Below are 13,888 nucleotides of genomic sequence, written 5' to 3'. Positions count from 1 at the left end.
CCAAAGCAACGCCACGTTCGATGATCGCGACGTCCTAAGCCTGGCCGTGGCCCATCGCCAGATAGTCTTCCGAGCGCATCTCCTCGAGCCGACTGATCGTCCGCTCGAATTCGAAGCGGCCATCGCCGGCTTCGTAAAGCGCGGCGGGTTGCGCGTCGGCGGCGGCAAGCAGCTTGACCCTATGTTCGTAGAGCGCATCGATCAGCGCGACGAAGCGCGCCGCTTCATTGCGCATGTCGGGGCCAAGTTTGGGGACACCAACCAGAATGACGGTGTGAAAACGCCGCGCGATGGCGAGATAATCGGCACTCCCGCGCGCCTCCCCGCACAAGCGCTTGAAGCTGAACACCGCAACGCCCTTCAACGATTTGGGAACGTGGAGCGAGCGGCCCTGCACCACGATCTCCTCGCTCGGCACGTGCGCGCGGTCCTCGGGCGGGTAATCGGTCAGGCGGAAGAAATCGCCCGACAGCATGGCGGTCGCCGCCGCGCCATTGGGGACGAGCCAGGTATCGACCGCGCCCAAACGGTCGCGGCGATAATCGGTCGGGCCGTTGAGCGCGACCACGTCCATCTTCGCTTCGATCAGCGCGATGAACGGCAGGAAATGTTCGCGGTTGAGCCCGTTTTTGTAGAGATCGGCCGGCGGGCGGTTGGAGGTGGTGACGACCGTCACGCCCTCGGCCAGCAGATGGGTAAACAGCCGCGACAGGATCATCGCATCGGGGCTATTGGTGACCATCATCTCGTCAAAGGCGAGCAGCCGCGTTTCCTCGGCGATCGCTTTCGCAAGGGGCGGGATCGGGTCGCCCAATTCCTTCGCACGCTCGACAGCGAGGCGCTGGTGCACTTCGAGCATGAATTCGCCGAAATGGACGCGGCGCTTCAGCGGAATGGCGAGGCAGCTGAAGAACAAGTCCATCAGCATCGACTTGCCGCGCCCGACCCCGCCCCACAGATACACGCCACGCGGGGGCTCCGGCTTGCGCCCCAACGCGCGCCACAGGATCGACCCGCGCTTGGGGGTCGCTTCGAGCGCGATCGCGAGATCGGCGAGCCGCTGCGCGGCGACGGCCTGTTCGGGATCGGCACGGAGTTCGCCTGCGGTGATGAGCCGGTGGTAGGCGGCGAGGACCGAGGTCATCGGCTTCCACCCCGGCGAAGGCCGGGGCCCAGTTGCGCGACAGATAAGGATAAAGCGCTGCGCAAGGTTACGACTGTTCCGCTACTGGGCCCCGGCCGTCGCCGGGGTGGAGCAACTCGGGCGGGGTCGATTTGCGCAGCGTGCCGGTAAAGCTCGCGATCGTCGGGACGCCTTCCTGGACGATCAGCCCGCGCAGGAACAGCATGCGCTTGGTCTCGCGCAGCAATTCGACATGCGCCTCGAGCGGCACGCCGATTGCGCCGCCGCCGATGAACTGCGCCGACAAATCGAGCGTCACTGCGCCGCCAGCCTGCAGCACGCCGAGTCCGCGCGCGGCGGCGAACAGCGCCACGTCCATAAAGCCCAGCAGCGCCCCGCCATGCACATCGCCGCGCATGTTGGAATGTTCGTGCCGGGGCAGCATCCGCACGCGTGCGATGCTGCCCTCCAGCTTCACCGCAAGCGGCTCGATAAAGCTGTTAAACCGCGTCGGATCGCGAAACTGCCAGCGTTTCCACCCCGGCAGATCGGGGTCGTCGTCGTACGTGAAGGGGGGGTGGACGGGTTCAGTCATTGCCGTTCCCCCGCGCACGCGGGGGTCAAGCGCCCCACAGGCTGCATCCCATTACCCTGGGCTCCCGCTTTCGCGGGAGAACGCCCCTCACAAGACCCGCTCGAGTTCCATCTTCTTGATTTCGGCAATTGCCTTGGCCGGGTTGAGACCCTTGGGGCAAACGTTGGCACAGTTCATGATCGTGTGGCAGCGATACAGGCGGAAGGGATCTTCCAATTCGTCGAGCCGCTCGCCGGTCATCTCGTCGCGGCTGTCGGCGAGCCAGCGATAGGCTTGCAACAGGATCGCCGGGCCGAGGAACTTGTCGCTGTTCCACCAATAGCTCGGGCAGGCGGTCGAACAGCACGCGCACATAATGCACTCGTACAGGCCGTCGAGCTTCTCGCGGTCGGCGGGCGATTGCAGCCGCTCCTTGCCCGCGGGCGGCGGGGTCACCGTCTGAAGCCATGGCTTGATCGAGCTGTATTGCGCGTAGAAGTGGGTGAAGTCGGGGACGAGGTCCTTGATCACTTCCATATGCGGCAAGGGGGTGATGCGGATCTCACCCTTCACATCCTCGATCGCGGTGGTGCAAGCGAGGCCGTTCTTGCCGTCGATATTCATCGAACACGACCCGCAAATTCCCTCGCGGCACGAGCGGCGGAAGGTGAGCGACGAATCCTGTTCCGACTTCATCTTGATCAGCGCGTCGAGCACCATCGGGCCGCACTCATCGAGATCGACCTGAAACGTGTCGTAATGCGGGTTGGCGCCCGAATCGGGATCGTAGCGGTAGATTTTGAAATTCTTGACGCGTTTGGCCTCGGGCGCGGCTTTATGAGTCTTGCCGGTCGGCTTGATCTTGCTGTTCGCGGGGAGAGAGAATTCAGCCATCGCTTACTTCGCGCTTTCGAGTTCTGAGGGCGGGACACCGCCGGACGTGAGATAGGCCGTACACAAGCGCGGGGCGGCTCGCAAACCCCCAGCGCGTGTTTTCCCCGCAAGCGTGAGTGCACGGCGTGATACATTCCCGCACCAGACTTGGACGGGACAAAGAAGAACTTCGCGCCAGTCGCGTTGAACGCGCGCCGCGACGCGCCATTTTCCGCGCAGCGCCGAAGACCCGTCGAGCGACGGGCCGCGCGAAGGATTGAGACCCATGAGCAACAGACTGGAAGGCAAGAAAGCGATCGTCACCGGCGGATCGCGCGGCATCGGCGCGGCGATCGCGCGGCGGCTGGCGGCGGACGGTGCCGACGTCGTGATCACCTTTGCCGGCAATCAGGACGCCGCCAATCAGACCGTCGCGGCGATCACGGCGGCCGGGCGCAAGGGCTATGCGGTGCAGGCCGACGGTGCCGACCCCGAAGCGCAAAAGGCCGCGTTCGACAGCGCTGCCGAAAAGCTCGGCGGGATCGACATCGTCGTGCACAATGCCGGCTTCGGCATCTTCGTGCCGGTCGAGCAGGATACACCCGACAATCTGCGCCGCCAGCTCGCGCTCAACGTTGAGGGCGTGCATTCGGGGACGATCGCGGCATTGCCGCACATGCCCGACGGCGGCCGCATCATCGTGATCGGCAGCGTCAACGGCCATACCGCGCCCTTCCCCGGCGCATCGACCTATGGCGCGACCAAGGCGGCGGTACAGGGCCTGGCGCGCGGCTGGGCGCAGGATCTGGCCAAGCGCAACATCCTGGTCAACGTCGTGCAGCCGGGGCCGATCGACACCGATCTCAACCCCACCGATGGCGATTTCTCGAAGATCCTGACGCCGATGATCCCGCTCGGCCGTTATGGCACCGCCGATGAAGTGGCCGCGCTGACCGCGTTCCTCGCCAGCGACGAGGCGTCGTTCATCACTGGCGCGATGATCGACATCGACGGCGGTTTCTCGATCTGACGTGCGGAGGCGGTGCCGAGGTCCGACCCCGGCACCGCGCCTGACCTCACACGTCGATCCTTACCTCGCGCCCGCCCCAATCGAGCCCGCGCGTGAGGTACATCACCGCCGCCAGCGCCGCGAAGAGCAGGAGCGAGCCGATCAGCAGCGAAAGATCCTCAAGGCTGAGCAGCACGTAGAGCACGCCGTAGAGCGCGGTGAGCAGCCCCGCGATCAGCCCGCCGCGCCGCCAGCTGCGCAGCACCGCCGAGGCATACGCCGTGAGCAAGGCGATGATCGCGCCGCCCGCCACGCAATACGCCAAGCTGAAGCCGATCACCTCGGCGAATGCCAACAGCATCACGAAGAACAGCACCAGCCCGGCGCCGACCAGGCCATATTCGATCGGCGACACTTTCACCCCGCCGATCAGATCGAACATCAGCAGCGCCACGAAGGTGAAGCCGATGAACAGGAAGCCGTATTTCACGCTGCGGTTGACCTGTGCGTAGAGATCGACCGGGGTGACGAGATCGACGCGGGCGGCCGCGTCGTCGCCGCCGGTCGCGCCGGGCATGGTCTCGGTTTTGCCGCTCTGGTCGGTCGAAATCAGCGTGCGGCCGAGCGCAAGATTGCCGACGCGCCACGTCGCCTTGAAGCCATTCGCGGCGACCTTGCGTTCAGTGGGCAGGAACCCGCCCTGAAAGCTCGGGTTCGCCCAAGTCGACGCGACCGTCCAGCGCGTGTCGCCGCCCTGCGGCAGCAGCGTGATCGACCCGTTGCCGCGCACCGCATAATCGAATTTCACGCGCATCGGTTTCGTGCCGAGGTTGCTGGCGTCGACCGCGGTGAAGAAACCCGAGCCACCGGTCTCGCGCGGACCCTTGCCGGGTTGCAGCGCGAGCGGGGTGCCGTCCGCGACGACCACTGGCGGCGCACCGAACAGCCCGCGCGCGTCGGAGATGCCGAAGCGCACTTCGGCACGGTCGAGCGCGAGCGCGGCGCGCGTGGTGCCCCAGCGCGACAGATCGGCGGGCAGTACGAAGCGTGCCTCACCCTGGTTGCGCGCCTCATAGACCACCGCTTCGTAGATCGAGCGTTTGCGCACGTCGGGCTTCACGACAGAGCTGATGTCGGCGGCATCGGGCGAGAGCGTTAGTTCGTGCCACGCGGTGGTGGTCTTGACGCTCTGCTTGCCGTTTTCGGTGACGGTCTCGTTGCGGGTCGCGGCATAGGGAATGACCAGCACCGGGCCGGAAATCGACTGCGCCCCGCCCCAGACCTCGGCGATCGAGCTTTGCGCGGTCTGCGACTGGTTCTGCCGATCGTAGACGAGCAGATAGACGGTGAAGAGCTGGATCGCGAGAAATGTCGCGATCAGCAACGCAAAGATCAATTTTACGCCGGGGGTGCGCGGCGGACGGAATTCGGACATGATCGGGCCTCCCTTATCGTGGAGGCTGTTCCGTTAGGGACGCGCGGGTCGCTTTGCCAAAGGGGGTTGGGTGGAGACGGCGTGCAGAGGGGATGCAGAGTTCGTTCCCCTCCCGCTTGCCGGAGGGGTTAGGGGAGGGGCTGCCCGCCCCTCTCCCGGCAGCGATTTGCGACATTCCCTCCCCCAGCCCCTCCCGCAAGCGGGAGGGGAGCGAGTTCAAATCACATCCAGCACCAGCCCCAATTCGCGCGCCTCTTCTGCCTCGATATACCAATTCGACGGCGCCTTTTCGCGCAAATCCTCGAAATCGACCCGGCTGTTCTTGACGATGTCGCGGAAACCCTCTTCCTCGATCAGGATCGAATGTTCGACTTCGTGCAAGGCCGCCTTGATCGACGCGACGACCATCCGCAGCGGGCCGTTGAGATTGATTTGCTTCGAGATCGTCCGCTCATGGATCATCAGCCGCGTGTGCCGCGTCAGGAACCGCCGGTCGACCGGGAATGCCGCCATGAAGGTCGCGCCCGCCGAATAGACCGCGACCTTGCCGAGGAACAGAATCTCGCGCCCGTCATGATCCTCGAGCAAGCGGATGTCGTCGGCCATCGTGCGCGCGACTTCGGGGTCGCCGCCGAGCGTCGTCAGCGCGATCACCAGCGTACCCTCGGCCGGGCAGGCATCGAGCTGCTGGCGGAAGCTTGCGTACATGAATTGGTCGACCGGACCCGACAGGCGGATATGCGGCTTGGCGAGCAGCGGATAGCGGACAGCGTTCATGCGCGCCAGAACCGGCGAGGCGCGGTGTTGTTCCGCGTTGGTGTGCGATTACTGGCCGTCGAGCAGACTGATCGCCGGACGCCCGACCGGCTTGGTCGCCGCCGCCGGAACACGCTTGTCGAGCACGTCCAGCCAGTGCGCGGCGCGCGCGCCGATCGCGATTTGCGGCCCCGATGGCACGAGGTTACCGCGCGCCTCCCACGCCGCGATCAGCGCGGTCGCCTCGCGATCGACCTCAGCAAGCGGCTGGGGCTTGCGCAAGCCATTGTTGATCAGCGCATCGCCGAAGAAGGTCCAGTCGCTATCCGCCTGACACCCGAACGACGTGCGATCCGACGATGCGGCGGTGATGATGACGCCGTCGTCGCTGGCGAGCGGATCGACGAACACGCCCGAATAGCACGCGCTGATCATCACCAGCCGCCGCTTGATGCCGAGCGTTTCGAGCATGTCGGCCAACCGAACGGGCGAAATCGCGCCGAACCCCTGATCGCCGTCATTGTAGATGATGCCGAGCGGCGCGCCGTGGCTGGTGGTGTAGAGGATCAGCACGTCCTCCGTTTTGTCCATCACTTCGGCCACGCGGGCAAGCGCAGCGGCGATGTTGCCCGGGCTGCCACGCGGCAAGTCGCTCGGCCCGCGACCATCGGTTCCGGCGAGCACGATCGTCCTCCCCTCCGCGCCGTAGCGCCGCGCGAGCACCCGGCCGGCCTCGCGCGCCTCGCGCCCGAACACCGCATCGCTGTCGAGTCCGACCGCGACGACATAAGCATCGATCACGCCCTTGCGCTGCGGTGCGACGCGGGCGAGCGCGCGGTCGAGGCGGCGATGCTCGGCGAGTTCATTCTGCGGGGTGCGGTCGCGCTGGATTTCGATGCCGTTATTGGCCTGGACAGTGGTGTCCTCATCGCTGCGCCCGATCGGTGGGGCGGGCTGCGTGTGGCGAGGGGGATCGTATTGGGCGAGAGCGGGGGCAACGAGAGCGGCAAGCGCAAGTATAATGATCCGGAGCAATTGCCGCATAGTGATGTCCCCGTTGCGCGGGTCCATCGTCCGGATTGCTCCGCACGTGTCAAGTAGGCGCTACAACTTCGCCTTCACGCCAGCCTGCTTCAATATGGCCTGGGCGGTAAATCGTTTGCGGGTTCCGGCATCGACCGTGAAATGCAGATCTGTCAGCGGGCTGTACCAGATTTCATGATCGCCCTTGCCGGTACGGACGAAGTGACAGCCATGCTCGCGCAAACGCTTCAGTTCGCGACCATAAGAGTCGACCATCAGGCCGCGACCGGGATGGTACTTTCGTGAAACGCGACGAGCCGGAACGCGTGCGGACCGGCTCGGCGGTCTTCGTCGATCGAATGCGCATTGTCGGCAATGAGTTCTGACATGACGGCGGCAGCGCGGTCACGCAGGCGTTCAAGCGTTTCGCCCTCCGTCACGAGGCCGGGGACATCGCAGTCCAGCGTATACCAGATGCGCGCCTCCGGATCATACGCCGCGTGAAGAGTCCAAAGCGCCATCGGTGCCTCCGTTACCGCGAGAATAAGACTGCGCCGGGCGGAGAGCAAGGCATGGGCAAAGCCCATGCCGTCGGTCGCGGCTGCTCGCCGCGCCGACCGATCGCGCGGCGCTCAATACACCCGCTTCTTCGGCTTGATATACTCCACATCATCGGTGAGCGTATAGTCGTGCACGGGGCGGTAGCTGATTTCGACCGCGCCGCCCTTGCCACCCCAGCCCGCAAACGTCGCGGTGGTGTGCTTCATCCAGTTCGCGTCGTCGCGATCGGGATAATCCTCGTTAACATGCGCGCCGCGCGATTCCTTGCGATTGGCGGCCGATTGCATCGTCACCATCGCTTGGGCCAACAAATTGTCGAGTTCGAGCGTCTCGACCAGATCGGTGTTCCAGATCAGCGACCGGTCGGTGACGGACACGTCGCCGAGCTTGGCGTACGTCGCGGAAATCGCGGCGACGCCTTCGGTCAGCAGCGCATTGTCGCGGAACACCGCGCAATTCTTCTGCATCGTGCGCTGCATTTCGAGCCGAATCTGCGCGGTCGGGACACTGCCCTTGGCGTTGCGGAACGTATCCAGACGCGCGAGCGACATCTCTTCCGAGCCCTTGGGCAGCGGGGTGTGCGGCGTATTGGGCTTGAGCGTGTCCTTGATCCGCAGACCCGTCGCGCGGCCGAACACCACGAGATCGATCAGCGAGTTCGAGCCAAGGCGGTTCGCGCCATGGACCGAAACGCACGCCGCCTCGCCCACTGCGAACAGGCCAGGGACAACCGCATCGGGGTTGCCGTCCTTCATATGGACGACTTCGCCGTGATAATTGGTCGGGATGCCGCCCATATTGTAATGCACCGTCGGGGTGACCGGCAGCGGCTGGCGCGTCAAATCGACACCGGCAAAGATCTTGCCGGTCTCGGTGATGCCGGGCAGCCGTACGGCGAGGACCTTGGGATCGATATGATCGAGGTGGAGCCAGATATGGTCGCCATTCTTGCCGACACCGCGCCCTTCGCGCATTTCGAGCGCCATCGAGCGCGACACGACGTCGCGCGACGCCAGGTCCTTGGCCGACGGAGCATAGCGCTCCATGAAGCGCTCACCCTCGGAATTGGTGAGGTACCCGCCCTCACCGCGCGCGCCCTCGGTGATCAGCACGCCAGCGCCGTAAATGCCGGTCGGGTGGAACTGGACGAATTCCATGTCCTGCAGCGGAAGCCCCGCACGCAGCACCATCGCATTGCCGTCACCGGTGCAGGTGTGCGCTGAGGTCGCCGAGAAATAGCAGCGGCCATAGCCACCCGTCGCCAGCACAACCTTATGCGCGCGGAAGCGGTGGATTGAGCCGTCGTCCATGCACAGAGCGATCACGCCGCGGCAGACGCCGTCTTCCATGATCAGGTCGAGCGCGAAATATTCGATGTAGAAATCGGCGTCATACTTCAGGCTCTGCTGATACAGTGCATGGAGCATCGCGTGGCCGGTACGATCGGCGGCAGCGGCGGTGCGCTGCACCGGCGGGCCTTCCCCCATATTCTGCATATGGCCGCCGAACGGGCGCTGATAGATCGTGCCGTCGTCATTGCGGCTGAACGGCACGCCGGCATGTTCGAGCTCGTAGACGGCGGCGGGCGCTTCGCGCACCATATATTCGATCGCGTCCTGGTCGCCGAGCCAGTCCGAACCCTTGACGGTATCGAACATGTGCCACGTCCAATGGTCGGGCGAATTGTTGCCGAGGCTGGCGGCAATGCCACCCTGTGCCGCAACCGTGTGGCTGCGCGTCGGGAACACCTTCGTGATGCACGCGGTTTTCAGTCCGGTTTCGGCGATCCCCATCGTCGCACGCAGGCCGGAGCCGCCGGCGCCGACAACAACGGCATCATAGGTATGGTCGATGATCTTATAGGCCTCAGCCATGGGGGACTCCGGTAACGGTGAAGGCGACCCTCAGGATCGCGAAAATGGCGATGGCGGCGCTGCCGACGCTGAAGAAATTGAGCGCAAGCAGCCACATGACACGGGCCGCGCCGTGGACATAATCCTCGATCAGCACCTGCAGACCGAGCCGGAAATGATAGAAGACCGAGGCGATCAGCAACAGCATCGGGATCGCCGCCCACGGCGACGACAGCCACGCGCGGACCGTTTCATAATCATAGGCCGGAAGCCGCGCGATCGCGATGAAAAACCACACCATCAGGAACAAATTTGCTGCGGCGGTCAGGCGTTGCGACCACCAGTGATGCGTGCCTTCCTTGGCACTGCCGAGGCCGCGCACGCGGCCGAGTTCGGTTCCGTTGCCCATCTTATTTCACCATCGTCAGATAAGCCCAGAAGGCCGCGGTCGCCACCACCGAAAACACCATCGTCGCGATCGACCCGGCGCGATTGCCCTTCAGATCGTAATTCGCGCCGACATCGAGGAAAAAATGCCGAATGCCGGTCGCCAGATGTTGAAAGAAGGACAGCGTCAGCCCGATCCCGAACAGATAGCCGATCGCACCGCCCCACAACGCCATGAAGACATAGTGAAAGGGCGCATAGCTTGCCGGACCGCCCGAAATCGCCGCGAGCCACCATACCAAAACGACGGTGCCGACCGTCGCCATACCGTCGCCGGTGATGCGGTGGAGGATCGAGACGATCATCGCCGGCCCCGGTTTCCACACCGACAAATGCGGGCTGAGCGGGCGGGCGCGGGCGGTTGGGGTGCGGCTGGGGCTGGCCAAGGCGAAAGCGTCCTCGTCATGTGATCGGTGGATACGTGCCGCCCTCTTAGTCGGCGCACATTATGATGCAAGGTTTGTAGCAGGCAACGCGATTGCAGCGGACGCACGCTTACGGCGCGTTAACCAAATCCGGCTACGTCAGGGGTTGAGCCGTGCACGTTACGCCCCGCGGCACAGAGACGGAGCCTCGCTTTGCCCAATACCCTCCCCGCCCCCGGCCTGGTTGCCGCGACGATCGACATCCGGGCTCGGCTTCGCGCGTTCGATTTCGACAATTCGCTGGAATCGGCCGCGCGCGAAGTGTGGAGCGTACTCGAGCCCGACGCGGGCGAGATCGCGCTCGCCTTCTGGGCGCAGTGGAAGCGCGCGAGCCCAGGCGAACAAAGTTGGCAGCCGCATGAAGAAGCCAAAATGGTCGAGCTGGGCGTTACCTATTTGCGCAACCGTTTTTGTGACGTGTCGGGGCGGTTGTGGGTCGAATCGATGGAGCGCTCGGTCGCTTCGGGGTATAAGGCTGGGGTCTCGACCATGGCCTTGCTGTCGATGACGTGCGCGAGCGATCGCGCCGCGCTCGATATTCTGTTCAAGCGCCTGAAGGGCGACAATCAGCGCCTGCCAGTCTATATCGATACGGTGATGCGGCTGAGCGGGCTGGAAGCCGAGATTACCGTCGAAATTTACAACGCCTTCCGCGGCTTCACCGCGCAGGGCAAGCGTGACCGGCTGGCGGCCGATTTCCGCGAAGGCATCGCCGCAACGGTTGAGCAAGCAACGCAGGAATCCGAAGTGCTGCGCGGCCAATCGGTCAAGACCTCCACCTCGGCGCGCGGGATGCTGGGCAAAACCAGCGAAGTTGCCGCCGCCGCCGAACAATCCGCCGTTGCCATGCGCGAAGCGGCGCAGACGGCGGCTGGTCTGATTCGCGCGATCGAGGATGCGCGCACCGAGGTCGAAGCCGCCGCCGAGATCGCGACGCGCGCGGCGGGCCAGGCCGGTGCTGCCGTCGGCATGTCCGAAACGCTCAGCGACCATGCCAAATCGATCGAGTCGATCCTCGGCCTGATCCGCGATATTGCCGGCCAGACCAATTTGCTCGCGCTCAACGCCACAATCGAAGCGGCGCGCGCCGGGGATGCCGGGCGCGGCTTCGCCGTCGTCGCGCAGGAAGTGAAGAGCCTCGCCAACCAGACCGCGCGCGCGACCGACGACATCGCCGCCAAGATCGCGGCGATCCAGTCCGCCACGCGCTCAACGGTCGAGACCAACGCCTCGATCAAATCGACCGTCGCCGAAGTGCAGGAAAGCGCCAACCGCATTCGCTATGCGATGGAAGCGCAAGCGCAGACCGTCACCGCGATTACCGCTGCAGTCGACGAAACCGCGCTTGCCGCCGATTCGATGTCCAACACCATCACCGCGATTCGCGAGGATACCGAGACCGTCGCCTCCGAAATCGACCGGGTCGGGCGCGGGTTCGATTCACTCGATCATAAGCTTGGCATGCTTAAGAACAGCGCGAGCGAGTTCGTCGCGAAAGTTGCCGCATAACCCTTGAAGGGGAAAAGACATGGCGCAGGGGAGCGCAAGGTTGGGGGGCTGGAGCGGGGAAAACCGCACGGCCGCCGAGCGCATCAGCGAATATGACTGGGATGGCAGCATCGCTGCCGCCGCGGTTGAAATCGCGCACTTGATCGAAGGTCATGAGACCGAAATCGCCGGCGCATTCTGGGAGCATTATCTGTCGCTGTCGGTGAGCGCGCATATCCGCCCGTATTTTACCGCCGATTATCGGGCGACACGCATCGGCCAGAGCGCCAAATATACCCGCGCCAAATATGCCGCCGCGCTCGATAATGAGTGGATGCGGATGGCCAACCGCCACGCCGCCGATTCGCAAAAGGCGGGCATTCCCTTGCCCGCGTTGCTGGCGTCGCTCAGCTTCGCGCACAGCCGGACGTTGCAGACGATCGAAGCAAAACTCGGGGTCGGATCGCCACGCATGCGCGTGCTCGCGGACGCGGTGCAGCGGCTCGGCCTGGTCGAGGCCGATGTGATGGCATCGCATCTCGGCGCGCGCGACGCCGAGCAGGCCCGCACCGAACGCCGCGCGCGCTCGGCCGATTTCAGCGAGACGATCGCCACCTCGATCGAAGGCGCGGCAGCACTTGGCAACCGCATCCGGGTTCAGGCCCAAGGTGCGGCCCGGTCGGCACGCGGGATGATCAGCAAGACCACCGAAGTCGCCGCCGCCGCCGAAGAATCGGCGATGGCGATGCGCGAGGCGGCGCAAACCGCCGCTGGCTTGATCCGCGCGATCGAGGACGCGCGCACCGAGGTCGAAGCCGCCGCCGAGATCGCGACGCGCGCTTCGTCGCAGGCGGGCGCTGCCGTCGGCATGTCGGAGACCTTGTCCGACCATGCCAAATCGATCGAATCGATTCTCGGCCTCATTCGCGACATTGCCGGACAGACCAATCTGCTCGCCTTGAACGCCACGATCGAGGCGGCGCGCGCGGGTGATGCCGGGCGCGGCTTCGCGGTGGTGGCGCAGGAGGTGAAGAGCCTTGCCAATCAAACCGCGCGGGCCACCGACGACATCGCGGCGAAAATCGCAGCGATCCAATCGGCGACACGATCGACCGTGGCGACCAATGCGTCGATCAAGGCCACCGTTGCCGAGGTGCAGGAAAGCGCCAACCGCATTCGCCATGCGATGGAAGCGCAAGCGCAGACCGTGACCGCGATTACGGCGGCGGTCGACGAAACCGCGCTGGCCGCCGATTCGATGTCGAGCACGATCACCGCGATTCGCGAGGATACCGAACATGTCGCGGCGGAAATCGACATGCTCGAGCATGAGTTTGGCGAGGTCGACGACCGGCTGAGCGGGCTGAAGGGCGCGGCGGATACCTTCTCGGCGACCGTCGCGGCTTAATCATTCCCTCTCCCTTAGGGAGAGGGAGGGAGGAGCGAAGCGACGGAAGGGTGAGGGCGACGCGCTTCACCCTCACCCCTCGCCGCATTCGCGTCTCGACCCTCTCCCTAAGGGAGAGGGTTTGCGCTAAACCTCCCCCATGACCAACATCCTCCTCACCGGTTCCTCGCGCGGCATTGGCGCTGCGACCTTCGCCACGCTCGAAGCGTCAGGCGCAACCGTCATCGGCCAGGCGACCACCGCCACCGCCACCGCGCTCGCCGCCGACTTCGCCGACCCCGCCGCACCACGCGCGCTCTGGGACGCCGCGCTCGACCGGCTCGGTGGTCGGATCGACGTACTGATCAACAATGCCGGGGTGTTCGACGCCAACCCGATCGCGCTGGACGATGCGGCCTGGGTCACGGGTTGGGAGCGTACGATGCGCATCAATTTAACCGCGTCGGCCGAATTATGCCGCCTCGCAGTGCTGCACTGGCAGGCGCGCGCGTGCGCCGGACGGATCGTCAACATCGCCAGCCGCGCCGCCTATCGCGGCGATTCGCCACAGCATTGGCACTATGCCGCGTCCAAGGCGGGGATGGTCGCGATGACCAAGTCGATCGCACGCGGTTATGCCGCCGAGGGTATCCTCGCCTTTGCGGTCTGCCCCGGCTTCACGATGACGGGGATGGCTGAGGATTATCTTTCGAGCCGCGGTGGCGACAAATTGCTCGCCGACATCCCGCTCGGTCGCGTCGCACAGCCGGAGGAAGTGGCAGACATCGCGCGCTTCCTCGCGCTCGACGCGCCACCGTCGATGACCGGCGCGGTGCTCGACGTGAATGGCGCGAGTTACGTGCGGTAGTCCCGCGCAGCGGCGAAAATTTATCTCACGCAAAGACGCAAAGGCACGAAGGGGAAGAAGAAGAAG

15 protein-coding genes are annotated in these 13,888 nt (G+C 64.9%); 4 read left to right on the top strand and 11 right to left on the bottom strand.

All coding sequences use genetic code 11. The features are described from left to right. Positions 1-34: 34 nt before the first annotated feature. From zapE to IEV62_RS13845, 3 genes are all read right to left on the bottom strand, one after another. Positions 35-1,144 (bottom strand): cell division protein ZapE, encoded by a 1,110-nt coding sequence (zapE, locus tag IEV62_RS13855; protein WP_188448471.1) that lies wholly within the window; start codon positions 1,142-1,144, stop codon positions 35-37. A gap of 67 nt (positions 1,145-1,211) precedes the next feature. Further along, a complete protein-coding gene (locus tag IEV62_RS13850; protein WP_188448469.1) occupies positions 1,212-1,718 on the bottom strand; it encodes a PaaI family thioesterase in 507 nt (168 codons plus the stop codon). 87 nt (positions 1,719-1,805) lie between these two features. Next, a complete protein-coding gene (locus IEV62_RS13845) occupies positions 1,806-2,591 on the bottom strand; it encodes a succinate dehydrogenase iron-sulfur subunit (protein WP_188448467.1) in 786 nt (261 codons plus the stop codon). A 265-nt stretch (positions 2,592-2,856) separates the two neighbouring features. Here IEV62_RS13845 and IEV62_RS13840 point away from each other — a divergent pair, with 265 nt between their 5' ends. After that, entirely contained in the window at positions 2,857-3,600 is a 744-nt protein-coding gene (locus IEV62_RS13840; RefSeq protein WP_188448465.1) for an SDR family NAD(P)-dependent oxidoreductase, read from the top strand. A gap of 46 nt (positions 3,601-3,646) precedes the next feature. Here the strand turns inward: IEV62_RS13840 and creD are convergent, their stop codons facing one another. The 8 genes from creD to sdhC all read right to left on the bottom strand — a co-directional run bounded on the left by creD (position 3,647) and on the right by sdhC (position 10,040). Next, entirely contained in the window at positions 3,647-5,014 is a 1,368-nt protein-coding gene (creD, locus tag IEV62_RS13835; protein ID WP_188448463.1) for a cell envelope integrity protein CreD, read from the bottom strand. Between the two features lie 216 nt (positions 5,015-5,230). Further along, positions 5,231-5,791, bottom strand: a complete 561-nt coding sequence (locus tag IEV62_RS13830; RefSeq protein WP_188448462.1) for a ClpP family protease — start codon at positions 5,789-5,791, stop codon at positions 5,231-5,233. A 48-nt stretch (positions 5,792-5,839) separates the two neighbouring features. Continuing rightward, positions 5,840-6,841 carry a C13 family peptidase gene (locus IEV62_RS13825; protein WP_229733157.1) on the bottom strand — a complete coding sequence of 334 codons (1,002 nt, stop codon included), beginning with the start codon at positions 6,839-6,841 and terminating at the stop codon, positions 5,840-5,842. A gap of 33 nt (positions 6,842-6,874) precedes the next feature. After that, on the bottom strand, positions 6,875-7,069 hold the full coding sequence (locus IEV62_RS13820; protein ID WP_188448460.1) for a type II toxin-antitoxin system HicA family toxin: 195 nt from the start codon (positions 7,067-7,069) through the stop codon (positions 6,875-6,877). Next, on the bottom strand, positions 7,069-7,314 hold the full coding sequence (locus IEV62_RS13815; protein WP_188448458.1) for a DUF1902 domain-containing protein: 246 nt from the start codon (positions 7,312-7,314) through the stop codon (positions 7,069-7,071). Before IEV62_RS13815 ends, IEV62_RS13820 begins: the two co-directional genes overlap by 1 nt. Before the next feature lie 111 nt (positions 7,315-7,425). Next, the gene (gene sdhA / locus IEV62_RS13810; RefSeq protein WP_188448456.1) at positions 7,426-9,228 is read right to left on the bottom strand and encodes a succinate dehydrogenase flavoprotein subunit; all 1,803 of its coding nucleotides are present in this window, start codon (positions 9,226-9,228) and stop codon (positions 7,426-7,428) included. After that, complete coding sequence (gene sdhD / locus IEV62_RS13805; RefSeq protein ID WP_188448454.1) at positions 9,221-9,616, bottom strand: succinate dehydrogenase, hydrophobic membrane anchor protein; 396 nt, start codon at positions 9,614-9,616, stop codon at positions 9,221-9,223. The genes sdhA and sdhD overlap by 8 nt, the downstream gene beginning before the upstream one ends. A gap of 1 nt (position 9,617) precedes the next feature. Continuing rightward, complete coding sequence (gene sdhC, locus IEV62_RS13800) at positions 9,618-10,040, bottom strand: succinate dehydrogenase, cytochrome b556 subunit (protein ID WP_188448452.1); 423 nt, start codon at positions 10,038-10,040, stop codon at positions 9,618-9,620. A gap of 192 nt (positions 10,041-10,232) precedes the next feature. On the opposite strand from sdhC, the gene IEV62_RS13795 reads away from it, so the two are divergent. The 3 genes from IEV62_RS13795 (at position 10,233) to IEV62_RS13785 (ending at position 13,822) form a co-directional block, all read left to right on the top strand. Then, positions 10,233-11,588, top strand: a complete 1,356-nt coding sequence (locus IEV62_RS13795) for a methyl-accepting chemotaxis protein (RefSeq protein WP_188448451.1) — start codon at positions 10,233-10,235, stop codon at positions 11,586-11,588. A gap of 19 nt (positions 11,589-11,607) precedes the next feature. After that, positions 11,608-12,975: a methyl-accepting chemotaxis protein gene (locus tag IEV62_RS13790; RefSeq protein ID WP_188448449.1), complete on the top strand. Its 1,368-nt coding sequence runs from the start codon at positions 11,608-11,610 to the stop codon at positions 12,973-12,975. A 139-nt stretch (positions 12,976-13,114) separates the two neighbouring features. Then, positions 13,115-13,822, top strand: a complete 708-nt coding sequence (locus IEV62_RS13785; RefSeq protein ID WP_188448447.1) for an SDR family NAD(P)-dependent oxidoreductase — start codon at positions 13,115-13,117, stop codon at positions 13,820-13,822. The last annotated feature ends 66 nt before the right edge of the window (positions 13,823-13,888 follow it).

Source organism: Sphingomonas psychrolutea (assembly GCF_014636175.1).
Lineage (GTDB): Bacteria > Pseudomonadota > Alphaproteobacteria > Sphingomonadales > Sphingomonadaceae > Sphingomonas > Sphingomonas psychrolutea.
The sequence above is the reverse complement of the archived record's forward strand: the minus strand, read 5'-3'. Positions and strand labels throughout refer to the sequence as shown.